27 protein-coding genes are annotated in these 24,795 nt (G+C 67.5%); 15 read left to right on the top strand and 12 right to left on the bottom strand.

The window, feature by feature from the left end:
• Positions 1 to 24 precede the first annotated feature (24 nt).
• The gene (secG, locus tag ACYVGI_RS07460; RefSeq protein WP_055894015.1) at positions 25 to 276 is read left to right on the top strand and encodes a preprotein translocase subunit SecG; all 252 of its coding nucleotides are present in this window, start codon (positions 25 to 27) and stop codon (positions 274 to 276) included.
• Positions 277 to 303: 27 nt separating this feature from the next.
• On the top strand, positions 304 to 672 hold the full coding sequence (locus tag ACYVGI_RS07455; RefSeq protein ID WP_055894014.1) for an RNA polymerase-binding protein RbpA: 369 nt from the start codon (positions 304 to 306) through the stop codon (positions 670 to 672).
• Positions 673 to 746: 74 nt separating this feature from the next.
• Here ACYVGI_RS07455 and pgl read toward each other — a convergent pair whose 3' ends face one another.
• From pgl to tkt, 6 genes are read right to left on the bottom strand one after another with little or no spacing between them, the layout of a single operon-like run.
• Positions 747 to 1,517 carry a 6-phosphogluconolactonase gene (gene pgl, locus ACYVGI_RS07450; RefSeq protein WP_055894012.1) on the bottom strand — a complete coding sequence of 257 codons (771 nt, stop codon included), beginning with the start codon at positions 1,515 to 1,517 and terminating at the stop codon, positions 747 to 749.
• Entirely contained in the window at positions 1,514 to 2,476 is a 963-nt protein-coding gene (locus ACYVGI_RS07445) for a glucose-6-phosphate dehydrogenase assembly protein OpcA (protein WP_460631995.1), read from the bottom strand. Before ACYVGI_RS07445 ends, pgl begins: the two co-directional genes overlap by 4 nt.
• Positions 2,473 to 4,014 (bottom strand): glucose-6-phosphate dehydrogenase, encoded by a 1,542-nt coding sequence (gene zwf / locus ACYVGI_RS07440; RefSeq protein ID WP_460631994.1) that lies wholly within the window; start codon positions 4,012 to 4,014, stop codon positions 2,473 to 2,475. Before zwf ends, ACYVGI_RS07445 begins: the two co-directional genes overlap by 4 nt.
• 29 nt (positions 4,015 to 4,043) lie before the next feature.
• A complete protein-coding gene (locus ACYVGI_RS07435) occupies positions 4,044 to 5,654 on the bottom strand; it encodes a glucose-6-phosphate isomerase (RefSeq protein WP_460631993.1) in 1,611 nt (536 codons plus the stop codon).
• Positions 5,651 to 6,763, bottom strand: coding sequence for a transaldolase (gene tal, locus ACYVGI_RS07430; protein WP_460631992.1), 1,113 nt, complete (start codon positions 6,761 to 6,763; stop codon positions 5,651 to 5,653). The genes ACYVGI_RS07435 and tal overlap by 4 nt, the downstream gene beginning before the upstream one ends.
• A gap of 27 nt (positions 6,764 to 6,790) precedes the next feature.
• Positions 6,791 to 8,884, bottom strand: coding sequence for a transketolase (gene tkt / locus ACYVGI_RS07425; RefSeq protein ID WP_460631991.1), 2,094 nt, complete (start codon positions 8,882 to 8,884; stop codon positions 6,791 to 6,793).
• A gap of 297 nt (positions 8,885 to 9,181) precedes the next feature.
• On the opposite strand from tkt, the gene ACYVGI_RS07420 reads away from it, so the two are divergent.
• Both ACYVGI_RS07420 and ACYVGI_RS07415 read left to right on the top strand, forming a co-directional pair.
• Entirely contained in the window at positions 9,182 to 10,102 is a 921-nt protein-coding gene (locus tag ACYVGI_RS07420) for a heme o synthase (RefSeq protein ID WP_460631990.1), read from the top strand.
• A gap of 2 nt (positions 10,103 to 10,104) precedes the next feature.
• A complete protein-coding gene (locus ACYVGI_RS07415) occupies positions 10,105 to 10,662 on the top strand; it encodes a GNAT family N-acetyltransferase (RefSeq protein WP_460631989.1) in 558 nt (185 codons plus the stop codon).
• Here ACYVGI_RS07415 and ACYVGI_RS07410 read toward each other — a convergent pair.
• Positions 10,633 to 11,580, bottom strand: a complete 948-nt coding sequence (locus tag ACYVGI_RS07410) for a COX15/CtaA family protein (RefSeq protein WP_460631988.1) — start codon at positions 11,578 to 11,580, stop codon at positions 10,633 to 10,635. The two genes, ACYVGI_RS07415 and ACYVGI_RS07410, sit on opposite strands and share 30 nt — an antisense overlap.
• Before the next feature lie 289 nt (positions 11,581 to 11,869).
• Here ACYVGI_RS07410 and sufB point away from each other — a divergent pair, with 289 nt between their 5' ends.
• From sufB to ACYVGI_RS07380, 6 genes are all read left to right on the top strand, one after another.
• A complete protein-coding gene (gene sufB, locus ACYVGI_RS07405) occupies positions 11,870 to 13,288 on the top strand; it encodes a Fe-S cluster assembly protein SufB (protein WP_460631987.1) in 1,419 nt (472 codons plus the stop codon).
• On the top strand, positions 13,289 to 14,476 hold the full coding sequence (gene sufD / locus ACYVGI_RS07400; RefSeq protein ID WP_460631986.1) for a Fe-S cluster assembly protein SufD: 1,188 nt from the start codon (positions 13,289 to 13,291) through the stop codon (positions 14,474 to 14,476). It abuts the gene before it with no gap.
• Positions 14,476 to 14,799, top strand: a complete 324-nt coding sequence (locus ACYVGI_RS07395; protein ID WP_402850037.1) for a non-heme iron oxygenase ferredoxin subunit — start codon at positions 14,476 to 14,478, stop codon at positions 14,797 to 14,799. The genes sufD and ACYVGI_RS07395 overlap by 1 nt, the downstream gene beginning before the upstream one ends.
• Before the next feature lie 3 nt (positions 14,800 to 14,802).
• Positions 14,803 to 15,597 (top strand): Fe-S cluster assembly ATPase SufC, encoded by a 795-nt coding sequence (gene sufC / locus ACYVGI_RS07390; protein WP_055893976.1) that lies wholly within the window; start codon positions 14,803 to 14,805, stop codon positions 15,595 to 15,597.
• A gap of 9 nt (positions 15,598 to 15,606) precedes the next feature.
• Positions 15,607 to 15,936, top strand: coding sequence for a metal-sulfur cluster assembly factor (locus ACYVGI_RS07385; RefSeq protein WP_460631985.1), 330 nt, complete (start codon positions 15,607 to 15,609; stop codon positions 15,934 to 15,936).
• Positions 15,937 to 16,036: 100 nt separating this feature from the next.
• The gene (locus ACYVGI_RS07380; RefSeq protein WP_055893972.1) at positions 16,037 to 17,635 is read left to right on the top strand and encodes an ABC-F family ATP-binding cassette domain-containing protein; all 1,599 of its coding nucleotides are present in this window, start codon (positions 16,037 to 16,039) and stop codon (positions 17,633 to 17,635) included.
• Here ACYVGI_RS07380 and ACYVGI_RS07375 read toward each other — a convergent pair.
• The 3 genes from ACYVGI_RS07375 to ACYVGI_RS07365 are packed head-to-tail and all read right to left on the bottom strand — an operon-like array spanning position 17,632 to position 19,066.
• Positions 17,632 to 18,528: an SURF1 family cytochrome oxidase biogenesis protein gene (locus tag ACYVGI_RS07375; protein WP_460631984.1), complete on the bottom strand. Its 897-nt coding sequence runs from the start codon at positions 18,526 to 18,528 to the stop codon at positions 17,632 to 17,634. The two genes, ACYVGI_RS07380 and ACYVGI_RS07375, sit on opposite strands and share 4 nt — an antisense overlap.
• Positions 18,525 to 18,758 carry a hypothetical protein gene (locus tag ACYVGI_RS07370; protein WP_460631983.1) on the bottom strand — a complete coding sequence of 78 codons (234 nt, stop codon included), beginning with the start codon at positions 18,756 to 18,758 and terminating at the stop codon, positions 18,525 to 18,527. Before ACYVGI_RS07370 ends, ACYVGI_RS07375 begins: the two co-directional genes overlap by 4 nt.
• Positions 18,755 to 19,066 (bottom strand): DUF3099 domain-containing protein, encoded by a 312-nt coding sequence (locus ACYVGI_RS07365; protein WP_082581325.1) that lies wholly within the window; start codon positions 19,064 to 19,066, stop codon positions 18,755 to 18,757. The genes ACYVGI_RS07370 and ACYVGI_RS07365 overlap by 4 nt, the downstream gene beginning before the upstream one ends.
• 60 nt (positions 19,067 to 19,126) lie before the next feature.
• Between ACYVGI_RS07365 and fabG the strand changes: the two genes are divergently transcribed.
• The 5 genes from fabG (at position 19,127) to ACYVGI_RS07340 (ending at position 22,942) form a co-directional block, all read left to right on the top strand.
• Positions 19,127 to 19,837, top strand: coding sequence for a 3-oxoacyl-ACP reductase FabG (fabG, locus tag ACYVGI_RS07360; protein ID WP_460631982.1), 711 nt, complete (start codon positions 19,127 to 19,129; stop codon positions 19,835 to 19,837).
• Between the two features lie 157 nt (positions 19,838 to 19,994).
• Positions 19,995 to 20,558: a TasA family protein gene (locus tag ACYVGI_RS07355; protein WP_460631981.1), complete on the top strand. Its 564-nt coding sequence runs from the start codon at positions 19,995 to 19,997 to the stop codon at positions 20,556 to 20,558.
• 43 nt (positions 20,559 to 20,601) lie between these two features.
• Positions 20,602 to 21,144 carry a hypothetical protein gene (locus ACYVGI_RS07350; protein ID WP_460631980.1) on the top strand — a complete coding sequence of 181 codons (543 nt, stop codon included), beginning with the start codon at positions 20,602 to 20,604 and terminating at the stop codon, positions 21,142 to 21,144.
• The gene (locus ACYVGI_RS07345) at positions 21,141 to 22,313 is read left to right on the top strand and encodes an RCC1 domain-containing protein (protein ID WP_460631979.1); all 1,173 of its coding nucleotides are present in this window, start codon (positions 21,141 to 21,143) and stop codon (positions 22,311 to 22,313) included. Before ACYVGI_RS07350 ends, ACYVGI_RS07345 begins: the two co-directional genes overlap by 4 nt.
• Positions 22,304 to 22,942 (top strand): S24/S26 family peptidase, encoded by a 639-nt coding sequence (locus ACYVGI_RS07340; RefSeq protein WP_460631978.1) that lies wholly within the window; start codon positions 22,304 to 22,306, stop codon positions 22,940 to 22,942. Before ACYVGI_RS07345 ends, ACYVGI_RS07340 begins: the two co-directional genes overlap by 10 nt.
• Here the strand turns inward: ACYVGI_RS07340 and serB are convergent.
• Complete coding sequence (gene serB, locus ACYVGI_RS07335) at positions 22,848 to 23,537, bottom strand: phosphoserine phosphatase SerB (protein WP_460631977.1); 690 nt, start codon at positions 23,535 to 23,537, stop codon at positions 22,848 to 22,850. The two genes, ACYVGI_RS07340 and serB, sit on opposite strands and share 95 nt — an antisense overlap.
• Positions 23,534 to 24,775: a glucose-1-phosphate adenylyltransferase gene (gene glgC / locus ACYVGI_RS07330; protein ID WP_460631976.1), complete on the bottom strand. Its 1,242-nt coding sequence runs from the start codon at positions 24,773 to 24,775 to the stop codon at positions 23,534 to 23,536. The genes serB and glgC overlap by 4 nt, the downstream gene beginning before the upstream one ends.
• Positions 24,776 to 24,795 lie beyond the last annotated feature (20 nt).

The raw sequence follows: 24,795 nt of genomic DNA, 5'->3' as shown, positions 1-24,795 counted from the left end.
CGGGTGCTTTGCGAAAGGTACGTCGTGCAAATTCTCCAGGTCGTCCTGCAGGTCCTGCTGGGCATCACCAGCCTCCTGCTGACGCTGCTCATCCTCCTGCACAAGGGGCGCGGCGGTGGTCTCTCCGACATGTTCGGTGGAGGCGTCACCTCCAACCTCGGCGCATCCGGTGTCGCCGAGCGCAACCTGAACCGCATCACCGTGGTTCTCGGGCTCGTCTGGATCATCTGCATCGTCGTGCTCGGACTCATCACCAAGTTCGATTCCGGCGCGTAGGCGCCCTAGTTCACCACGAGGAGCAGCATGGCATCCGGAGGAAGTGCAATTCGGGGTTCGCGCGTCGGCGCGGGCCCGATGGGGGAGCAGGATCGTGGTTTCCACGCTGAGCGCATCACCATCTCTTACTGGGACGCTCTCGGAAACGAGACGGTCCGCCACTTCGCGGCGAACCTTCCTGAGGAAGAGATCCCCGATGTGATCGACTCGCCGTCGTCGGGTCTGCCCGCCGGCCGCGACAAGGAGAACCCGCCGTCGGTCACCAAGCTCGAGCCGTACAAGACGCACCTGGCCTATGTGAAGGAGCGTCGCACGGAGGAGGAAGCCGAGCAGCTCCTCGAAGACGCGCTCAACCAGCTCCGCGCCCGTCGCGGCAAGCTGAGCCCCACCAACTAAAGCACGACACCAACGACGAAGCCCCGCCGGTCTCAGACCGGCGGGGCTTCGTCGTTGGTGCGTGTCGTGTCAGCTCAATAGCTGGGCGCGATCAGGTTCTCCGGCACGTCGACGGCCGCATCCTTGTCGACGAAGAACACCGTGCGCTTGCGGCCCTTGGCCCCGGCGACAGGGACCTCGGTGTAGCTGGCGCCGGCGAGGGCGAGACCGAGGGCGCTCGCCTTGTCGCTGCCGGCGAGCACCAGCCAGATGCGGTCGGATGCGTTCAGCACCGGACGCGTCAGGCTGAGGCGGGCGGGCGGCGGCTTGGGGGAGTCGCGCTCGGCGATCACCGTCGCCTCGGTCTCCCGGATACCGGCACGGTCGGGGAACAGCGAGGCGATGTGGCCGTCCGGCCCGACACCGAGGAAGGTGATGTCGAACCGGGGAGCGCGGGCGCCCTCCGGCGCGAACGCCTCCAGCTCGGCGGCGTACACCGCTGCGGCCTCGTCGATGTCGGGGATCTCATCGGACGCGGGGAACGCGTGGATGTTCTCCGGCGGCACCGCGATGTGGTCGAGCAGGGCTTCGCGGGCCTGCGTCTCGTTCCTGTCCTCGCTGGCCTTCTCGACGAACCGCTCGTCACCCCACCAGAAGTGGACCTTCGACCAGTCGACGCTGTCGCGTGCGGGGGACTCGTTGATCGCCTCCAGCACCGCGATGCCGACAGACCCTCCGGTCAGCGCGATGTTCGCCTCATCGAGCTCGTCGAGGATGTCGACGGTCTTGGTGAGGAATCGAGCTGCGACCGATCCGGTGAGCGCCTGCTTGTCGGGGTGGACGAGCACCCGTCGTTCGTTGGTCATGCTGTCGCGCCCGCTCCCTTGTCGGCGGTCTCGAGCTGTTCGAGGCCTCTGGTGATCACCTCACCGTACAGATCATCAGGGTCCAGCCTACGCAATTCCTCGGCGAGGCAGTCGCGGAGGCTGCGGCGCGGCAGGGAGAGGTCGTGCGTCGGCTGGTTCGGCTGCGACAGCCTGGCGACGTTCGGGATCTCGCGCTCGAGTTCGATGACACCGGATGCGCGCTCCATGCGGACACCGTGGATGCCGCTCGAGCCGGTCGCACGCGAGGTCAGGTCGTACTGGACGGGGACCTGGAGCTGCAGCGCCAGCCAGGACGCGAGCAGCATGGTCGACGGGGAGTCTGCCGCCCCTGCGACCTCGACGGCCGTGATCGGCTCATATGGCGGCTGATCGAGCACGGCGGCGAGCTGGGCACGCCACAGGGTGAGCCTGGTCCAGGCGAAGTCGGTGTCGCCGGGGGCGTACGTCTTCGACAGGTGACGCAGCGCCTCCTGCGGGTCCGGCTGCGCCGACGCGTCCGTGATGCGACGGGTCGCGATGCGGCCGAGCGGCGACTTCGAGACGACGGAGGGGGCGATCCCCGGCCACCAGACGACCACAGGCGCGTCGGGAAGCAGGAGCCCGGTGACCAGGCCCTCCTCGTCGCTCGCGGTCTCACCGTACGCGCGGAGCACGATGACCTCGCTCGCTCCGGCGTCGCCGCCGACGCGGATCTGCGCATCCAGCCGGCCATCGCCGTTGGACGTGCGCTCCTCCTCGGTGGAGACGACGATCACGCGCATCGGGTGCTCGCGGGAGGCGTCGTTGGCGGCCTCGATGGCCTCCTCCTCCTGGCCGAGGTGGGTCGCGATCACCAGGGTGAGCACGCGACCGAGGGCGACGGCGCCGCCCTCCTCGCGGATCTTGACGAGCGCCTTCGAGATGTTGCTCGTCGTGGTGTCGGGCAGATCGACGATCATGGACGCCTCCAAACGCGGCCGTCGCGGGCGAGAAGCTCGTCCGCGGAGCTCGGGCCCCAGGTGCCGGGACGGTACTGCTCCGGCTGACCCTGGGTGGCCCAGAATTCTTCGATCGGGTCGAGGATCTTCCAGGAGAGCTCGACCTCCTCATGACGGGGGAAGAGCGGCGGGTCGCCGAGCAGCACATCCAGGATGAGCCGCTCGTACGCCTCGGGGCTCGCCTCGGTGAAGGCGTGGCCGTAGCCGAAGTCCATCGACACGTCGCGCACCTGCATCCCGGCGCCGGGCACCTTGGAGCCGAAGCGGATGGTGACACCCTCGTCCGGCTGCACGCGGATGACGAGCGCGTTCTGGCCGAGCGCCGACGTCTGGCTCTCGGCGAAGAGCTGCTGCGGAGCACGCTTGAAGACCACGGCGATCTCCGTCACGCGACGGCCGAGTCGCTTGCCGGCGCGCAGGTAGAACGGCACGCCTGCCCACCGGCGGGTGCCGATGTCGAGCTTGATGGCCGCGTATGTCTCCGTGGTGGACTCCGGGTTCATCCCGTCCTCCTGGAGGAAACCGACGACCTTCTCGCCGCCCTGCCATCCGCTGGAGTACTGGCCGCGCGCGGTGGAGGTGCTCAGGTCCTTCGGCAGGCGGACCGCCGCGAGCACCTTCTCCTTCTCTGCGCGCAGGTCGGCCGCGTCGAAGGAGATGGGCTCCTCCATCGCGGTCAGGGCCAGAAGCTGCAGCAGGTGGTTCTGGATGACGTCGCGGGCGGCGCCGATTCCGTCGTAGTAGCCGGCACGGCCACCGACGCCGATGTCCTCTGCCATCGTGATCTGCACGTGGTCGACATAGTTCGCGTTCCAGATCGGCTCGTACAGCTCGTTGGCGAAGCGCAGCGCGAGGATGTTCTGCACCGTCTCCTTGCCGAGGTAGTGATCGATGCGGAAGACGGAGTCGGCCGGGAAGACGGACTCGACGACCTTGTTCAGCTCGCGCGCCGTCTTCAGGTCGCTGCCGAACGGCTTCTCGATGACGACACGACGCCAGCCGGTCTCGGACTGGTCGGCCAGTCCCGACCGGCGAAGCTGCTCGGTGACGAGCGGGAACGCCTTGGGCGGGATCGACAGGTAGAACGCGTGGTTGCCCATCGTTCCACGTTCTTTGTCGAGTTCTTCGACCGTCTCCTTGAGACGCTCGAAGGCCGCGTCGTCGTCGAACTCGCCCGGTACGAACCGGATGCCCTGGGCGAGCTGCTTCCAGACGTCGTCCTCGAACGGCGTGCGAGCGTACTGCTTCACGGCGTCGTAGACGACCTTCTCGAAGTCCTGGTCCTCCCAGTCACGACGGGCGAACCCGACGAGGGAGAAACCGGGAGGCAGGAGGCCTCTGTTGGCGAGGTCGTAGACAGCGGGCATCAGCTTCTTGCGGGACAGGTCACCTGTCACGCCGAAGATGATGAGGCTGCTCGGGCCGGCGATGCGATTCAGTCGGCGATCGGAGGGCAACCGCAGTGGATTGAACTCCGGGGTGATTTCCACCGGGGACATTGAGCTCCTAGGTCAGGAAGGATTCGCTGTTAGTTGACGGCCTCGAACAGCGAGACGACGCTCGCCTCGGGGTTCGTCAGGTTCAGGGTGAGGACCGGACGCCCGTGCTCGCCGAGCACGCTCGCGTCGCCCGCTGCCTGCGCCTGGATGAGCTGGCCGAAGGTGAACGGACGTTCCGGGATCTCCAGATCCTCCGGCGCTGCGGCCGTGATCTGCAGGAACACGCCGACGGCGGGGCCGCCCTTGTGGAACTGACCTGTCGAGTGGAGGAAGCGGGGTCCCCAGCCGAACGTCACAGGACGCTTGGCCTTGGCGGCGAGGAGGTCACGCATTCCGGCGAGCTGCGGGAGGGCGAGGCGGTCGACGTACGCCTGGATGGAGACGTAGCCGTCCGGGCCGAGCTGGGCGAGGAGCGCATCCACTGCCGCGTCGAGCGTGGCGGCGTCGCCCAGGAAGTCTCCCGTGGTGCGGACCTCGACGCCGTTCGCGACGAACGCGGGGGTGGCAGGCTCCGGACGGTTGTCGAGCAGCGAACGAGCGGCGACCTTGGCAGCCTCCACATCCGGCTGGTCGAACGGGTTGATCCCGAGCAGGCGACCGGCGACGGCCGTGGCGTACTCCCACACGATGAGCTGTGCGCCGAGGCTGCCGGAGACGAGGATCTCGCCGTCGTGGCGGTTGGCGGGGAACAGGTGGTGGGCCTCAGCGTTGTCGACGAGTCGCACGATCTGCAGGTCGGGGAGGTTCTCGCCGACCTCGGGGGAGAGCGGGTCGAGCACGACGGGAAGGAGGCCGGTGCATTCCTTGCCTGTCGATTCGGCGATCAACTGCTCCGCCCAGTCGGCGAAACCGACGATGTGCGTGCCGTCGGCGATGATGCCGAGCTTGTCTTTGAGCGGGCTGGTGCCGGCGATGGCAGCGCCGAGCACGAGCCCGGGGTTCTCGTCGTTGTCGACGGCGAGCTCGATCAGCGTCGCCTCCGCCTCGTCGAGCAGTTCGCCGATGTTCACTCCGGCGAGCCCGGACGGCACGAGGCCGAACGCGGTCAGCGCCGAGTAGCGCCCTCCCACATTGGGGTCGGCGTTGAACACGCGGTATCCGGCCTCGCGAGCCGACGCATCGAGCGGGGAGCCGGGGTCGGTGACGACCACGATGCGCTCGGTCGGGTCGATGCCTGCGTCGCGGAACCACTTCTCGTAGATGCGACGCTGGCTGTCGGTCTCGAGCGTCGAACCCGACTTGCTGGAGATGACGACAGCGGTCTCGGCGAGACGGTCGCGCAGCGCGGAGAGCACCTGGCCGGGGTCGGTGGAGTCGAGCACGGTGAGCTCGGCCTCCGCCGTCTTCGTGATGACCTCCGGAGCGAGCGAGGATCCGCCCATGCCGCCCAGCACGATGTGGTTGACGCCCTTGGCGTGCAGTTCCTCGCGCAGAGCGGTGATCTCGGCGACGAGCGGACGGGAGATCGCGACGGCCTCCGTCCAGCCGAGGCGCTTCGCCGCCTCGGCCTCGGCCGCGGGGCCCCACAGGGCGGGGTCCTGCGCGGTGATCCCGGAGGCGACGCGGTCGGCGACGAGCTGCGGGACGACGGCCTTGACGGCCTCGGCGGTGGCGCCCGTGACGTGGATGCGGAACGTCACTTCGCCGCCTCCAGCGCTGCGGTCACGGTGTCCAGCAGTTCGTTCCAGGACACGATGAACTTCTCGACGCCCTCCTTTTCAAGGAGCGCGGTGACGTCGTCGTACGAGATGCCGAGCGCGGCGAGCTGGTCCAGCACCGACTGCGCGTCTGCGTAGTTGCCCGTGACGGTGTCGCCCGTGATGACGCCGTGGTCGAAGGTCGCGTCGAGCGTCTTCTCCGGCATCGTGTTGACGGTGTTCGGAGCGACCAGCTCGGTCACGTAGAGCGTGTCGGGCAGGCTCGGGTCCTTGACGCCGGTGGACGCCCAGAGCGGACGCTGCTCGTTGGCGCCGGCGGCGACGAGCTCCTTGGCGCGGTCGGTGGCGAACGCCTCTTCGTAGACCTGGTAGGCAAGGCGGGCGTTCGCGACGCCGGCCTTGCTCTTGAGCGCGAGCGCCTCGTCGGTGCCGATGGCGTTCAGGCGCTTGTCGATCTCGGTGTCGACGCGCGACACGAAGAACGAGGCGACCGACTGGATGCCGGAGAGGTCGATGCCGGCGGCCTTGGCCTTCTCGAGACCGGCGAGGTACGCCTCGATGACGCCGCGGTAGCGCTCCAGGCTGAAGATGAGCGTGACGTTGACGCTGATGCCGGCGCCGATCACCTCGGTGATCGCCTCGAGGCCCTCGACCGTCGCGGGGATCTTGATGAGCACGTTGGGCTTGTTCACCTTGGCCGCGAGCTTCTTGGCCTCGGCGATGGTGCCCGCCGCGTCGTGGGCGAGGCCGGGCTCGACCTCGATGGACACGCGTCCGTCCGTGCCCTCGGTCTGCTCGAACACCTCGTTGAAGATGTCGCTGGCGGTGGCCACGTCATCGGTCGTGATCTCGAAGACCGCGTCCGTGACGTTCGCTCCGGCCGCGGCGAGCTCGCGCACCTGCGCGTCGTACGCCTCTCCGTTGGAGAGCGCGGTGGCGAAGATCGTCGGGTTCGTGGTCACGCCGACCACGTTCTTCTCCGCGATGAGCTTCTGGAGGCCACCGGAGTTGATGCGCTCACGGGACAGGTCGTCGAGCCAGATGCTGACGCCCGCTGCGGAGAGCTGTGCGGTGGGGGTGGAGTCTGTCATTTTCTTCTATCTCCTCTTGTCTCGCGCTCAGAGCGACGCGAGCGATTCCTTGGCTGCGGCGACGGCGTGCTCGGTGGTCATGCCGAACTCGCGGAACAGCGTCTTGTAGTCGGCCGACGCACCGAAGTGCTCGATCGAGACGCTGCGGCCGTGGTCGCCGACGTACTTCCTCCAGCTCAGCGCCAGGCCGGCCTCGATGGAGACGCGGGCCTTGACGGCGGAGGGAAGCACGGCTTCCTTGTACTCGTCGCTCTGCTCCTCGAACCATTCGAGGCTCGGAGCGGAGATGACACGGGCGTTGATGCCTTCGCCCTTGAGGACCTCGCGGGCCTCGACGGCGATCTGGAGCTCGGAGCCCGTGGCGATCAGCAGGATGTCCGGGATGCCGTTCGGCGCCTCGGCCAGCACGTACGCGCCCTTCGAGACGTTCGCAGCCGACGCGAAGGTGTCACCAGACGCCTCGCCGTCTCCACGCTCGAACACGGGGATGTTCTGGCGGGTGAGGGCGATTCCGGCCGGTCCGTTGCGACGCTCCAGGATGGTCTTCCACGCGTACGCGACCTCGTTCGCGTCGCCGGGGCGGACCACGTCGAGCTGCGGGATGGCGCGGAGGGTCGAGAGCTGCTCGATCGGCTGGTGCGTCGGGCCGTCCTCTCCGAGGGCGACGGAGTCGTGCGTCCAGACGAAGATCGACGGGGCCTTCATCAGTGCGGCCAGACGGACGGCCGGGCGCATGTAGTCGCTGAAGATCAGGAACGTTCCGCCGAACGGACGCGTCGGCCCGTGCAGGACGATGCCGTTCAGGATCGCGGCCATGGCGTGCTCGCGGATGCCGAAGTGCAGCACGCGGCCGTACGGGTTGCCCGTCCACTCGTGCGTGGAGTGCTCGGACGGCACGAAGGACGCAGCGCCCTCGATGGTGGTGTTGTTCGATTCTGCGAGGTCGGCAGAGCCGCCCCACAGTTCGGGGATGACGGCGCCGAGGGCGTTGAGCACCTTGCCGCTCGCTGCGCGGGTGGAGACGTCCTTGCCTGCCTCGAAGACGGGAAGCGCCTCTTCGATGCCCTCGGGAAGCTCCCCGGTGAGAAGGCGGTCGAGGAGCTGCTTGCGCTCCGGGTTGGCCGCTGCCCAGGCGTCGAAGCCCTTCTGCCACTCTGCACGCTGCTCAGCGCCGCGCTCGACGGCCTTGCGGGTGTGCTCGATGACCTCTGGTGCGACGTCGAAGTTCTTGTCGGGGTCGAAGCCCAGGACCTCCTTGACGGCGCGCAGCTCGTCCGCGCCGAGAGCAGAACCGTGGATCTTTCCCGTGTTCTGCTTCTTCGGGGCCGGCCAGCCGATGATCGTCTTGAGGATGATCAGGGACGGCTTGTCCGTGACGGCCTTGGCGGCCTCGATGGCGTCGTGCAGCTCCTGCACGTCTTCCTCGTAGACGCCCGTCTTCTTCCAGTCGACGACCTGGACGTGCCAGTGGTACGCCTCGTAGCGCGCCTTCACGTCTTCGGTGAACGCGATGTTGGTGTCGTCCTCGATCGAGATCTGGTTGCTGTCGTAGATCGCGATCAGGTTGCCGAGCTGCTGGTGGCCTGCGAGCGAGGACGCCTCGCTGCTCACGCCCTCCTGCAGGTCGCCGTCTCCGGCGATCACGTAGACGAAGTGGTCGAACGGGCTGGTACCCGCATCGGCGTCCGGGTCGAACAGGCCGCGCTCGAAGCGGCTCGCGTACGCGAAGCCGACGGACGAGGAGATGCCCTGGCCGAGCGGGCCGGTGGTGATCTCGACTCCGTCCGTGTGGCCGTACTCCGGGTGACCGGGCGTGAGCGATCCCCAGGTGCGGAGCTTCTCCAGGTCGTCGAGCTCCAGGCCGTATCCGCCGAAGTAGAGCTGGATGTACTGCGTCAGCGAGCTGTGTCCCGCCGAGAGGATGAAGCGGTCCCGGCCGAGCCAGTGCTGGTCGTGCGGATCGCGGCGCATCACCTTCTGGAAGAGGAGGTAGGCGGCTGGTGCGAGACTCATGGCGGTCCCGGGATGCCCGTTACCCACCTTCTCGACTGCGTCCGCCGCGAGGACGCGAGCGGTGTCTACTGCCTTGTTGTCAATGGGATCCCATTGCAGAGCTGCCACGTGAAAACTGACCCTTCGTAGAAAATGGTGAGGGCCGTCATGGTCCCGCACCGGTTGAGGTAGTGCGCGCCGTGGACGTCATCGGCGCCGGATTCGCATCCGTCCGACTCCTACAAAAGGACACGGGGATCTGCGGGTTCCGGCTGGCGAGCATCTCCAAGTATAGGTAACGCACACGAAACATGGGGTGTTCCCTCGGCCGGTTGTGGATAAGCCGCGAGCGGAGTACACGGGGGAGGGATCGGCGGCGGTATCGTAGAATCGCCTGGGGGAATCGGTCTAATCGTTAGAGGAGCAATGGACGTCGCTGTAGAGAGCCGTGTCGAATCGGGCCGAATCGGCTTCGCCCGCAAGGTCAAGGCCTACTTCTCTCTGACGAAGCCGCGTGTCGTCGAGTTGCTTCTCGTTACGACCGTGCCGACGATGATCCTGGCAGCCAACGGCATCCCGAACCTGTGGCTGGTGCTCGCCACCGTGATCGGCGGATACATGTCCGCCGGCTCCGCCGGCGCGTTCAACTGCTACATCGACCGCGACATCGACCGGGTGATGAAGCGCACCAAGAGCCGCCCGCTCGTCACCGGGGAGCTGACCGACCGCGAGGCGCTGGTCTTCGCGTACGCCCTCGGTGTCGCATCCGTTCTCGTGCTCGGCTTCTTCACCAACTGGCTCGCAGCAGGGCTCTCGCTCGTCGCGATCCTGCTCTACGTGGTCTTCTACACGCTGATCCTGAAGCGCCGCACCCCGCAGAACATCGTCTGGGGCGGCATCGCGGGATGCATGCCCGTGCTGATCGGCTGGGCGGCCGTGACCGGATCGCTCGACTGGCCGGCGTTCATCCTGTTCGGCGTCATCTTCCTCTGGACGCCCCCGCACTACTGGCCGCTGTCGATGAAGTACCGCGACGACTACAAGGAGGCCGGGGTCCCGATGCTCGCGGTCGTCCGCGGCCGCGCCGTCGTCGGGCTGCAGGTCATCCTGTACGCCTGGGCGATGGTCGCCTGCTCGCTGCTGCTCATCCCTGTGGCGCACATGGGGCTCGTCTACACCACGATCTCCGTGGTCGTCGGCGGCTGGTTCCTGTACGAGTCGCACCGCCTGTACAACCTGGCGATCCGTCACGCCGCCGTGTCGCCGATGCGCGTGTTCCACGGCTCCATCGCCTACCTGACGCTGATCTTCCTCGCCGTCGCGATCGACCCGCTGCTGCCGTTCTGACCATGACCGTGCTGCGCACAGAACGCCTGGTTCTGGATGCGCCGCGCGAGTCGGACATCGACGCCGTGTATGCGGCGTGCCAGGACCGGCTCATCCAGCAGTGGATCCCGCTGGCCTCGCCGTACACGCGCGAGAACGCCGAGTTCTTCGTCCGCAGCTACGTGCCCCACGGCGCGGCGAGCGGCCGGTTCACCGTGTGGGCGTACCGGATCGGCGACGGCCCGCTGCTCGGCGTGGTGGAGGTCCGCACGGACGAGGCGGAGGGTTCGGCGTCCCTCGGCTGCTGGCAGGCTCCGGGTGCGCGCGGGCACGGCTACATGCGCGAGGCACTGGCGCGTGTGGTCGCGCACGCTCTCGCTCCCGACGGGATGGGGTTCGCCCGGCTGCGCTGGGAGTTCCTGACCGGCAACGAGCAGAGCAAGCGGCTCGCGAACGACCTCGGCTTCGCGTTCGATCCGGCGAGCGTGCACACCGTCGATTTCCGCGGTGAGTCACGGGAGGCGGTCTTCGGCGTGCTGCGACGGAACCCGTCAGGCGACGGCGGCCCCGCGCCGCTCTGACGCTGCATTCGCCGGCGCGACGTCGGCGACCGGCGCCTTGAGCGACAGCACGACGGCGGTCATGGCGGCGGCGAGCGTGGCGGCGAGCATCATGTGGATGCCGACGAGGATGCCGGGCAGCCCGGTGTTCGCCTGAATCAGGCCGACCGCGATCTGAAGCACCTCGACTGCGAGGAGGTACATCGTGTAGCGGTGGACCCGCGTGGTGCGGATGCGGAGGGATGCGATGACGAGCACCAGCGTCAGCGCGAAGGTCACATACGCCGGAATGGCGTGGACGTGCTGCAGGATCTCCGGGTTGAGGTCGTTCCTCGGGGCGTTCGCGTCGCCGGCGTGCGGGCCGGAACCGGTGGTGAGGATGCCGACGACGATCGTCACGGCGACGACGAAGCTCGTGATGTGCGTGATGATGGCGAACCAGGCCGGCACGGCGCGCATCCGGGGTCCGGGGGCAGCGTAGAGGCGGAACAGGAACGTGGTGCACAGCGCGACGAGCACGATCGAGACGACGAAGTGCAGGCCGACGACGTACGGGTTCAGCTCGGTGAGCACGCTGAGGCCGCCGATGACCGCCTGGGCCGGGATACCGAGCCCGGCGAGCAGGGTGAGCCAGAACAGGTCCTTGCGCTCCTTGCGCAGGCGAAGGATGGCGACGAACGCCACGATCGCCACGATCCCGAGCAGCACGCCAAGAAGCCGGTTGCCGAACTCGATGACGCCGTGGATGCCCATCTCCGGTGTGTTCACCAGTGAATCGGCCGTGCACTTGGGCCAGGTGGGGCAGCCGAGGCCGCTCGACGTGAGTCGGACGAGCCCTCCTGTGCCGACCAGCACGATCTGACCGACGAGGTAGATCCACGCGATGACCTTCAGGCGAACGTCCACGCGGTCGGGCAGCCAGGCGATGATGCGCTTCATTCTCGGTCTGTTTTCCTTGCTTCTGGGTCGGATACTCGGGCAACGCGCAGGCGCGTCTCTACTATTACCGGCTCGCACCTGTAGAATTGGTGGGTTCGAGAAACGCGCCCGATGCGCGTGCCTGCAGCTTCTTGCAGCCGGGGCGATGGAGCCCGAGTCTCCGAACAGTTTAGGTACGCACACCAGCCACCCGCACAATCAGGACGCTCGTGCAGGTCGTGTATTCGACCTGTCCGAGGGAATGAGCCGGAATGATAGCCGGTTACGAGTGGAAGGAAACGAGGTAGATATGTCAGACATCCTGATCGACCGCCCCGAACTCGAGAGCCTTGGGCAATACGAGTTCGGCTGGGCGGACTCCGACGCTGCGGGGCAGTCCGCGCGCCGAGGGATCTCGCCTGAGGTGGTGACCGATATCTCCGCGCTCAAGAACGAGCCGGACTGGATGCGCGAGCGCCGCCTCAAGGCTCTGCAGCTCTTCGAGCGCAAGCCGATGCCCACCTGGGGCGCCGATCTCTCCGAGATCGACTTCGACAACATCAAGTACTTCGTGCGGTCCACCGAGAAGCAGGCCCAGACCTGGGAAGACCTGCCGGAGGACATCCGCAACACCTACGAGAAGCTCGGCATCCCCGAGGCGGAACGTCAGCGCCTCGTCGCCGGCGTCGCGGCTCAGTACGAGTCGGAGGTCGTATACCACCAGATCCGCGAGGACCTGGAGCAGCAGGGCGTCATCTTCCTCGACACCGACACCGCGCTCAAGCAGCACCCGGAGATCTTCCAGGAGTACTTCGGCACGGTGATCCCCGCCGGCGACAACAAGTTCGCGGCGCTGAACACCGCGGTGTGGTCCGGCGGCTCGTTCGTCTACGTCCCGAAGGGCGTGCACGTCGAGATTCCGCTGCAGGCCTACTTCCGCATCAACACGGAGAACATGGGGCAGTTCGAGCGCACGCTGATCATCGCCGACGAGGACAGCTACGTGCACTACATCGAGGGATGCACGGCTCCGATCTACAAGTCGGACTCGCTGCACTCCGCCGTGGTCGAGATCATCGTCAAGAAGAATGCCCGTGTGCGCTACACGACCATCCAGAACTGGTCGAACAACGTCTACAACCTCGTCACGAAGCGTGCGACGGCCGCCGAGGGCGCGACCATGGAGTGGATCGACGGCAACATCGGCTCCAAGGTCACGATGAAGTACCCGTCGATCTACCTGATGGGGGAGCACGCCAAGGGCGAGACCCTGTCGGTCGCCTTCGCAGGCCCCGGTCAGCACCAGGACGCCGGCGCCAAGATGATCCACATGGCGCCGTACACCCAGTCGTCGATCGTCTCGAAGTCGATCGCCCGCGGCGGTGGCCGCGCAGGCTACCGCGGTGAGGTGCGAGTGGATGCGAACGCGCACCACGCCGCGAACACCGTGCGCTGCGACGCTCTGCTCGTCGACTCCATCTCGCGCTCCGACACGTACCCGGCGATCGACATCCGTGTCGACGACGTGCAGCTCGGGCACGAGGCGACCGTCTCGCGCGTGAGCGAGGAGCAGTTGTTCTACCTGATGTCCCGCGGTCTCCCTGAGGACGAAGCCATGGCGATGATCGTGCGCGGCTTCATCGAGCCCATCGCCAGGGAGCTCCCGATGGAATACGCACTCGAACTCAACAAGCTCATCGAGATGGGCATGGAAGGCTCTGTCGGCTAAATGACCACCGCCACCCCGAAGACCATCGAAACCGAGGGAACGGCAGCGCCGAAGCACATGCGCAGCGCTGTGCCCGTTCAGACCCGCTCGGACCGTTTCACATCTACTGTCGTCTCCGAATTCCCGGACGTCACCGGCCGCGAGGCCGTCTGGAAGTACACGCCGGTCGCCCGTCTCGCCGAACTCATCTCCGGCGAGTTGGACGGCGCGCCGTACGTGTTCGACGCGACCGTCGCATCCGGTGTCAGCACCGAATGGGTCGGCCGCGACGACGCGCGCATCGGCAGTGCCGGCACGCCGGAGGACCGGGCGTCCGCGAACGCCTGGACGGCGTTCCAGCAGGCGCTCGTCATCTCCGTCACCGGAGACGACGACAAGGAGTTCACCCTCACCCGCTCCGCGCTCGGCAGCGGCCCTCGGGCGGCGCACACCGTCGTCGTGGCGGCGCCGAACAGCCGTGCCACCCTCATCCTGCAGAACAGCGGAGCGGCTCACCTCGCCGAGAACGTCGAGTTCATCCTCGGTGAGGGAGCGCACCTCACGGTCGTGACCGTGCAGGAGTGGGACGACGACGCACTCCATGTCGCCACCCACTTCGCGAGCATCGGCAAGGATGCGCTGCTCAAGCACGTCGCCGTCACGCTCGGCGGCAGTGTGGTCCGCCTCAACCCGTCGGCGCACCTCGCGGGCGAGCGCGCGGACGCGGAGCTCTTCGGAGCGTATTTCGCTGATGCAGGACAGCACCTCGAGCAGCAGGTGTACGTCTTCCACGACGCTCCCTCCACCCGCAGCCGTGTCACGTACAAGGGCGCTCTGCAGGGCGCCGGCGCACGCACGGTGTGGATCGGCGACGTGCTGATCGGCCCGAAGGCCGTCGGCACGGACACCTACGAGCAGAACCGCAACCTGGTGCTCACGGACGGCGCACGCGCAGACTCCGTGCCGAACCTGGAGATCGAGACCGGCGACATCGTCGGGGCCGGCCACGCGAGCGCGACAGGCCGCTTCGACGACGAGCAGCTCTTCTACCTGCAGTCCCGCGGGATCACCGAGGACGAGGCCCGTCGACTGGTCGTCCGCGGGTTCCTCGCGGAGATCGTGCAGCAGATCGGCTCTCCCGCACTGCAGGAGCGTCTGCACGCGGCCATCGAGGCTGAGCTCGAGTCCGTCGTCACGGTGGGGAGCTGATGGGCACGCGCGTCTGCTCCGCCGACGAGCTGGTGGTCGACCAGGCCACCCGCGTCGTCGTCGAAGGCACCCCGATCGCCGTGGTCAAAGACTCGGCGGGAGCCATCCACGCCATCGGCGACACCTGCACGCACGGCGAGATCTCGCTGTCGGAGGGTTTCGTCGAGGGCGAGACGCTCGAGTGCTGGGCGCACGGATCGCAGTTCTCCCTCCTCACCGGCAAGCCCATGAACCTACCGGCGTACGAGCCGGTCCCCGTCTACCAGGTCGAGCTCATCGACGGTGACGTCTACATCGACCCGAACGCAACGAAAGAGATTTAGTCCATGTCAGTCCTTGAGATCCGCGACCTGCACGTCACCGTCGAGACGGAACAGGGCGTCAAGCCCATCCTGAACGGCGTCGACCTGACCATCCGCGAGGGCGAGATCCACGCGATCATGGGCCCGAACGGCTCGGGCAAGTCCACCCTCGCGTACACGATCGCCGGGCACCCGAAGTACACCGTCACCGGCGGAACCATCACGCTCGACGGCGAGGACGTCCTCGCGATGACCGTCGACGAGCGCGCCCGCGCCGGCCTGTTCCTCGCGATGCAGTACCCGGTGGAGATCCCCGGTGTGACCAACACCAACTTCCTCCGCACCGCCAAGACCGCCATCGACGGCGAGGCGCCGTCGATCCGCTCCTGGGTCAAGGACGTGCGCGAGTCGATGGGCAAGCTTCGAATGGACTCGTCCTTCGCAGAACGCAACGTCAACGAGGGCTTCTCCGGTGGCGAGAAGAAGCGCAACGAGATCCTCCAGCTCGAGCTCCTCAAGCCCAAGTTCGCCGTGCTCGACGAGACCGACTCCGGTCTCGACGTCGACGCGCTGAAGGTCGTCTCCGAGGGCGTCAACCGCGCCAAGGAGAACACCGGGCTCGGCATCCTGCTCATCACGCACTACACGCGCATCCTGCGGTACATCAAGCCGGACTTCGTGCACGTCTTCGTCGCCGGCCGCGTGGCAGAGCAGGGCGGCCCAGAGCTGGCCGACCGGCTCGAGGAAGAGGGCTACGACCGTTTCGTGGACGCTCCGGAGCCGGCCAAGGCCGACGCCGCAGAGCTGACAGAGGCGTAGGCTTCCGGTATGCCCGCCACGCTGAGCCCCGCGCTCTTCGACCAGGTCGAAGAGGCGCTCAAGAACGTCATGGACCCCGAACTCGGGATCAACGTCGTCGACCTCGGCCTCATCTACGACCTGGCCTGGGACGACGAGAACAACGCGCTCATCATCTCGATGACGCTGACGAGCGCAGGCTGCCCGCTCACCGACGTGCTCGAGGAGCAGACGGCTGAAAGCCTGGACGGCATCGTGGAGGCGTTCCGCATCAACTGGGTGTGGATGCCGCCGTGGGGTCCTGATCGGATCACCGACGACGGGCGCGACATGATGCGCGCGCTCGGCTTCGCCATCTAGCGACACCCCCCAAACACCAAGAGAGTGGTCCCGAATTGCCGCGTGAGCTTCGGCTCGTACGGCGATTCGGGACCACTCGTGTGAACAGAATGGATTGACTGTGCTTGCCGTGCAAGACCTCGAGCTCCGAGTCGGAGCCCGGTTGCTCATGGAGAACGTGAGCTTCCGTGTCGCGCCCGGCGACAAGATCGGTCTCGTCGGCCGAAACGGAGCGGGGAAGACCACCCTCACGAAGGTGCTGGCCGGCGATCTGCTGCCGAACGGCGGCAAGGTGGACCGCACGGAGGAACTCGGCTATCTGCCGCAGGACCCGCGCTCCGGCAACCTGGAAGACCTGGCGCGCACCCGCATCCTGGATGCACGTGGCCTTGGGTCTATCGTGCTCGGGATGCAGCAGGCCACCGTCGACATGGCGAGCACGGACGAGAAGGTGTCCGCCGCCGCGATGAAGAAGTACGGCACGCTGGAGGAGCGCTTCCACATGCTGGGCGGCTACGCGGCGGAGGCGGAGGCCGCGTCGATCGCGAGCAACTTGAACCTGCCAGACCGCATCCTGGACCAGCCGTTGAAGACCCTCTCGGGTGGTCAGCGCCGCCGCATCGAGCTTGCGCGCATCCTGTTCTCCGACGCGCGCACGATGATCCTCGACGAGCCGACCAACCACCTCGACGCCGACTCGGTGATCTGGCTGCGCGAGTTCCTCAAGAACTACACCGGCGGCTTCATCGTGATCTCGCACGACGTGGAACTGGTGGGGGAGACCGTCAACCGCGTCTTCTACCTGGATGCGAACCGCCAGGTCATCGACATCTATAACATGGGCTGGAAGCACTACCAGCGCCAGCGCGCCGCCGACGAGGAGCGCCGCAAGAAGGAGCGCGCCAACGCGGAGAAGAAGGCGGGCGTGCTGCAACTGCAGGCGGCCAAGTTCGGCGCCAAGGCGAGCAAGGCTGCCGCGGCTCACCAGATGGTGGCCCGCGCGGAGAAGCTGCTGGCCGGTCTCGAGGACGTGCGCGCCGTCGACCGCGTCGCCAAGCTGCGCTTCCCGACCCCCGCACCGTGCGGTCGCACGCCGCTGCAGGCGAGCGACCTGTCGAAGAGTTACGGCTCGCTGGAGATCTTCACCGCTGTCGACCTCGCGATCGACCGCGGCTCGAAGGTGGTCGTCCTCGGCCTGAACGGCGCGGGCAAGACCACCCTGCTGCGGATGCTCGCCGGGGTCGACAAGCCCGACACCGGCCAGGTGGAACCCGGCCACGGCCTCCGCATCGGCTACTACGCGCAGGAGCACGAGACGATCGACGTCGAACGCTCGGTGCTGCAGAACATGATGTCGGCGTCACCGAACCTGGCGGAGACCGAGGCGCGCCGCGTGCTCGGGTCGTTCCTGTTCACCGGCGACGACTCGCACAAGCCGGCGGGCGTCCTGTCCGGTGGAGAGAAGACGCGTCTCGCCCTGGCGATGATCGTCGTCTCCGGCGCGAATGTGCTGCTGCTCGACGAGCCGACCAACAACCTCGACCCCGCGAGCCGCGAGGAGATCCTGGATGCGCTGGCGCACTACGAGGGCGCCGTCGTGCTGGTCAGCCACGACGAGGGCGCTGTGGAGGCGCTGAACCCGGAACGCGTCCTCATCCTGCCGGACGGCGTCGAGGACCACTGGAACAAGGACTACCTGGAATTGATCTCGCTGGCCTAGCGCACGGCGTCGATCAGCTCGTCTTCCACGTCGGAGTCCGTGCGCTTCAGCGCGCGTTTCCTCCGGCGCTCAGCGGCCTTGGCCTGCTCTTCCGGGGTGTGCTCGTTGCGCTTGCGGTACTCGGTGAGCAGCGCATAGCCGAGGCCGAAGAACCCGATCAGGGCGAAGATGATCCACTGGATCATGTACGACCAGTGAAGCCCCTCATCCTGGGTGGGAGGGTCGGTGACGGTGGGTGTCGGCGTGGAGGCGGGAGACGGCTTCTGCGAGTCGAGCAGGCCGTATGCGCCGGTGTACACCTCGTCCGTGTCGAGTTTCGACTTCACGACGGAGAGCTGGATGGTGCCGACCTGGCGGCCGACCGCCGTGCGGCCGGGAATGGACGGCTCGCTGGCCTTCAAGCGGGCGACGACCGTGACCGTGCCGGACGGCGCGGCGGGAACGTGGTCCGGCGCATCCGTGGTGTTGCCTGTCGGCACCCAGCCGCGGTCGACGATGAACAGCGCGCCGTCCGCCGTGCGCAACGGGGTGAGCACTTCGAAGCCCGGGCTGCCGTTGAACGGCCGGTTGCGCACCAGCAGTTCCTGGTCTTTCTCGTAGGTGCCGGTGACCTGCACGCGCGTCCATTCCTGGCCGGGCTTGTACGCCGTGAGGTCGGCGAGCTCGTCGGTGAGGGGGACGGGCTTCGAGTAGAAGTTGTTGGAGATGAGCGCGTTCGCCGCAGCAGCCTCCTTGCTGCGGGCGAGCTGCCACGCGGACAGGCAGCCGCAGGCGATCGCGAACGCGACGGCGAACGCCAGGTAGCCCAGCCAGCGACGCGAGAACGCGAACCGCCAGCTTCCGCGCTCCGTGCCGGTGCCGTCACCGGAGTCGTTGCCTGCGCCGCCGCTCACGCCGTCGTCCGCTCGGAGACCGGCGGCACCACGGGGTGCACGCTCAGCGGGAAGTCCCGGGCGCCCAAGAACTCTCTCAGGAAGTCGACGTGCTCGTCGCAGGCGAGCCAGACTTTCACGCGGTCCTCCGTGTGGATCTTCGGGTTGCGCCACTCGATGCGCCAGGACGCCTGTTCGTGACAGTTCGCTCGCGAGCAGGTCAGAGGTTCCGGTTCACCGAAGCCGATCACTCGTCCGTGTCCTTCGTGTCGTCGCGGGGTCCCGCCGGTGGCGGAGGGGTCATGGGAAGGATATTCCCCGGACGCTGAACTTCCGCTCGACGCGGGTCGGTGGAGACGTTCGCGACGACGACGGCGAAGTACGGAAGGAAGATGGCGCCGATGAGCGGGATGATCGCCCACCACCCCGGCACGAACAGGATCGCGAAGATGCAGAGCACACGGATTCCCATGGCGACCGAATACTTGATCATTCGGTGTCGTCGCTCTTCGTCGGGTGAGAGCGGAAGATTCGTGATCGACTGGTGTGGCTGCTTCATGTGCGTTGGTTCAAGACTACGTCCATAAACTGGTGATCGTTTCTATTGAAAGGAAAATGCATGACTACCCAGCGCACCGTGCTCGTCACCGGAGGAAACCGCGGAATCGGCTACGCCATCGCCGAGGAGTTCCTGGCTCAGGGGCACAGGGTCGCCGTGACGGCGCGCTCCGGCGATGGGCCGGAGGGGGCGCTCACCGTGCGCGCCGATGTCACGGACTCCGCCGCCGTGGATGCGGCCTTCGCCGAGATCGAGGAGAAGCTCGGCCCGGTCGAGGTCGTCGTCGCGAACGCGGGCATCACCCGCGACACCCTGCTGATGCGCATGACGGACGAGGACTTCGACACGGTGGTCGACACGAACCTCGGCGGGTCGTTCCGCGTCGTGAAGCGTGCATCCAAGGGGATGCTCAAGGCGCGTTTCGGCCGCATCGTCTTCATCTCCAGCGTGGTCGGCCTCTACGGCAGCGCCGGCCAGGTCAACTACGCGGCGTCGAAGGCCGGGCTGGTCGGCATGGCCCGCTCGATCACCCGCGAGCTCGGAGCGCGCGGCATCACGGCGAACGTGGTGTCTCCCGGCTTCATCGAGACCGACATGACCGCAGCGCTGCCGGAGACGCAGCAGGCCGAGTACAAGCGCAACATCCCCGCTGCACGGTTCGCCACGGCGAACGAGGTGGCGAAGGTCGTGGCGTGGGTCGCGGGGGAGGACGCCGGGTACATCTCGGGCGCCGTCATCCCGGTCGACGGCGGCCTCGGAATGGGGCACTAATCGAGTTTCAATATTGTGATATCCAAATGTCAATGTAAGTAGTGCACACGTCATTATCCCGATAGGTTTGCGCCAACCGGGATGCGGACGGCGAACGTTTTGCTGGCTCCACCGCATCCCGTGCAGCGCGAAAGCGCTCTATCTGGAGGTGGCAACAATGGCCAAGACCCTCACGCCCAAGGTCAAGATCCTGGCAGCCATGGGCATCGTCCTGACCGCAGCGGTCGGCATGACGCTCGCGGCGTTCACGGACTCGGGCAACGTGGAGACCCAGTTCACTGCGGGCTCGCTCGACCTGAAGTTCGACGACGACCAGGACGGCAATCCCACCAACTACCTGGTCGACTTCAGCGCCGGCTTCGACAACCTCGCGCCGGGCGACACGGTCGACCGCGACTTGCAGGTGTTCAACTCGGGAACGATCGACGCCGACGTCGTCCTCGCCGCCCCGCAGATCACGAACGACGCCGGCACACCGGCCGCAGCGCTGGAGGACAGCCTCTCCATCGTCATCACCGACGCCACCGTGCCTGCATCCCCTGTGACGCTCTACAGCGGCCCGCTGACCGCCGCGGCGTTCTCTGCACTCGACATCTCGTCGGGTGGCTCGGCCAACGGCCGCACCCTGCACCTCGAGGTCACGCTCGACCCGGCGGCGACTGTCGACGTCGCGGGGCAGAGCATTTCGGTGGTGTTCCCCTTCTCGGCTACGCAGGCGTAGCGGACGAGATGCAACGACGAGGGGATGCACGATGCAGCCAGACATGTCCGTCCAGCGCTCGTCGCTGATCTCAGACCCGCCGGGCCTGACGTTCAGCGATCTGCAGCCTGGCGACTCGGTCGACAGGACGGTGACGGTGACCAACACGGCGCCGTACCCGGTCGAGCTGAGCAGTCACGTGACGCGCGACGGCACGCTATTCGAGGGTGCGCATCCCCTCGTCGTCTCATTCGAGGTGACGACGGACGCTGCAAGCGGGAGCTGTCCTGGCGTCGCCGAGTCTCTGGCGGCGAACGCCACAGCGACCGTGCACGTCCTGGCCGACTTTCCCGTCGAGGCCGGTAACGAGTACCAGTCTCAGACCGGCACAGCGACGCTCTTCTTCACAGCCACCCAGTTGGCTCCCGCCGAGTGCGACGGCAGCGCCGTGTCTCGTCCGCCTGTCGTCGCCGATACGGCGCCGCGGCTGCCGCACACCGGCATCGACGCGACCGGAGTCGTGCTGCTCGCGGTCGTCCTCCTGGTGCTCGGCGTCGCGGTGCGGGCGGCCATCCGACGAAGCGACAGACGAAAGGCGGGCGTATGAGAGCGCCGCTGCGCATCCACCTGCTCGCTGTCGCGGGACTGGTGATCGTTGCGGGGATTCCCGCGTCGTCGGCCGGGTTCGTCGACGCTGGCCGGGTGGAGACGACGCTCGCGGCGACCGCGCCCACCAGGCTGGTGTTCGCGGGAGTCGACGCGGGAGTCGACTTCTCCCTGGGCTGGACGACGGACGGCCGGCTGTTCTCCTGGGGCGCCAATGCCCTCGGGCAGCTCGGTCTCGGCGACACGGTGAACCGTGACGAGCCGACCAGGGTGTGGATGCCAGGCGGGGCCGCTGTTGCGTCCGCATCTGCTGGCGTCGACGGTTCGATCGCGCTCACGGACGCCGGGGACGTATACACCTGGGGCAACAGCGACTATGCGCCAAGCGGGGTCGTTCCCGGGATCGTCACGCAACTGTCTGGACAAGGCGTCGTCGGCGTCTCCTCCGGCGGGTTCTACTTCCTCGCCTGGACGGCGGACGGGCGCCTGTTCTCCTGGGGCAACAACGGCGGAGGAAGGCTCGGCCGGACGGGTTCGGGAGTCGTTCTCACGCCCGGACAGGTGACCGCGCAGGGTGTGGCAGGCCGCTCCGTCGTCAGCGCATCCGCCGGCCGGCATTTCGGCACGGCGCTGGTCGACGGCGGCACGCAGATCCTGGGCTGGGGCTCGTTCTTCAACGCGACGAACGGCGTGACGTTCAGCGGCCTCCCGAGCGACTCCTCGATCGACGGCATCAACGCGGGCGACGCGTTCGTATTCGCCTGGACGGCCGACGGACGGCTGTACAGCGGCGACGGCACGTACGCGTTCACACAGAACACCGCGCTTGCCGGCGTCGCCATCCGCCACGCCGACGCGAGTATGCCGCAGTCGGGGCCGAGCTCGTACTTCGCCTGGGGCGACGACCACGTGCTCTATGGCTGGGGACTGAACAGTTCGGGCCAGCTCGGCGTCGGGGATACGGCGAACCGATCGGCGCCGACGCCCGTTCCCCTGCCGGACAGTGCAGGCGTCGCGGACGTCGCGGAAGGAAACGCGCACACTCTGCTCATCGGGACGGACGGCTCGTTCTCGGCCGCGGGGTCGAACTCCTCCGGTCAGCTCGGCACCGACGACACGGCGGACAGAAACACCTTCAGTTCACCGATCGCGATCCGCCGGTGGCCGTGACGACAGCTCGTCCACTCGGCAGGGCAGCCCGGATCACGCTCAATGCGGCGGCCAACGTCGGCCTGCTCTGCCTGGCGGCCGGCGCGGTCGCGTTCCTGACCGGGGTACGCCCGATCATCTTCCAGACGGGGTCGATGGCACCGGGCATCCCCGCCGGGTCGCTCGCGCTGACGGTGCCGGTGTCCGCCGCGAACATCCGGGTCGGTGACGTGCTGAGTGCGCCGAGAGCGGGCGACGGCAGACTGGTGACGCACCGGGTGGTGGCCACGGAGCGCCACGGCGACCTCCGGCTGGTGCGGATGCGCGGCGACGCCAACCACGCCGACGACGCAACGCCGTACGACGTGACGAACGGGGCCGCACGCCTGGTCTGGTCGGCGCCGGGCGTCGGCGCGACGATGGCGGACCTGCGCAGCCCGTGGCTGCTGGTCGGGACGCTCGCGCTGCTGGTGCTCATCGCGGTGCCGACCAGGCGGGCCAAGCACCGTGCGGCGAGGAACGCCAGGGTGGACGCTGCCGAGGGCGCCGCCGCGATCAGCCGCGCAACCCCAGGAGGGGGAGCACCTGCGACAGATCCTGGCGGTCGATCACGACGTCGGCCTCCGCGCGCACCCTCGGCTTGGCGTTGAACGCGACAGCGAGACCGGCGACCGCCATCATCCGCAGGTCGTTCGCGCCATCGCCGATCGCGACCGTCTGAGCCAGCGGGATGCCCGCCTGCTCCGCCCACGCACGCAGCGCAGCCGCCTTGGCCTCCGCATCGACGACCCCGCCTGTCACGGCTCCGGTGAGCACCCCGTCGACGACCTCGAGCCGGTTGGCGCGCCAGTGGTCGAGCCCGAGACGTTCGCCGAGCGGGTCGAGCGTCTCGTGGAAGCCCCCGGAGACCACCCCGACGACGCCGCCGGCAGCGTGGACGCCGGCGATCAGCTCCGGCACGCCGTCGGTGACCGTGATGCGCTCACCGACCCGCGAGAACACGGACGACGGGAGCCCGGCGAGCGTCTTCACCCGCTCGCGCAGACTCTGCTCGAAGTCGAGTTCCCCGCGCATCGCGCGCTCGGTGACCTCAGCGACCTCCTGGCGTGCGCCTGCCTCCTCTGCCAGCAGCTCGATCACCTCGTCGTGGATGAGGGTCGAGTCCGCGTCGAGGACGACGAGGAAGCGCGGCGTGCGCCGTGGCGTGGTGGAACGGGATGCTGTTCGGTTGTCACTGCCGGTCATGGAACGACGTGCACTCCCTTGCCGACCACGGTGAGACCGGAGTCGGTGACGGTGAATCCGCGCGCGCGGTCGCGCTCGGGGTCGACGCCGATGGATGCGCCCTCGGCGACCACGACGTCCTTGTCCAGGATCGCGCGCCCGACGAACGCGTTCGCGCCGATCACCGCGCGCTCGAACACGACGGAGTCGACGACCTTGGCGCCGGAGTCGACCTTCGCCCACGGTCCGAGGACGCTGCGCTCGAGGTGGGCGCCGGAGATCACAGAGCCGAGCGACACGATCGAGTCGATGGTGGTGCCGAGCGCTCCGCGGCCGTCGCGGACGATCTTCGCCGGGGGAGAGTTCAGCACCTGGCTGAAGATCGGCCACTCGCGGTTGTACAGGTTGAACACCGGGAGGGCGGAGATGAGGTCTTGGTGGGCCTCGAAGAACGAGTCGATCGTTCCGACGTCCCGCCAGTAGTAGCGGTCGCGGTCGGTCGAGCCTGGCACGTCGTTGCGGTTGAAGTCGTAGACGGCCGCCTCATCGCGGGACACGAAGTCGGGAATGATGTCGCCGCCCATGTCGTGGTTGGAGTCTGGCCGGTCGCCGTCGCGCACGACAGCGTCGATCAGGGCGTCGGCGTCGAAGACGTAGTTGCCCATGGATGCGAGCACTTCGTCCGGCGAGTCCGGCAGCCCGATCGGGTCGCTCGGCTTCTCCCTGAACGCGCTGATGCGGTCGGCCCGCGCCGGGTCGACCTCGATCACGCCGAACTGGTCGGCGAGTCCGATCGGCTGGCGGATCGCGGCGACGGTGGCCGGAGCGCCGGAGGCGATGTGCGCCTCGATCATCTGACCGAAGTCCATCCGGTAGACGTGGTCGGCTCCGACCACGACCACGATGTCCGGCTTCTCGTCGCGCAGCAGGTTGAGGCTCTGCAGGATGGCGTCGGCCGATCCGCTGAACCAGCGCTTGCCGAGGCGCTGCTGCGCAGGAACGGACGCGATGTACGAGTTGAGCATCCCGTCGAGGCGCCAGGTCTGCGAGACGTGACGGTCGAGGCTGTGCGACTTGTACTGCGTGAGCACGACGATCTGGCGCAACTGCGAATTGATGAGGTTCGAGAGCGCGAAGTCGATGAGACGGTACTGTCCGCCGAACGGAACGGCTGGCTTCGCGCGGTCGGCCGTCAACGGCATCAACCGCTTCCCTTCGCCACCCGCGAGAACAATGCCGAAGATCTTCTTGCCTGCCATGCCACCACAGTAGAGGCAAC

It is taken from the genome of Leifsonia lichenia, assembly GCF_054780215.1.
Note: the sequence above shows the minus strand (reverse complement) of the source record. Positions and strands in the feature narration are given on the sequence as shown.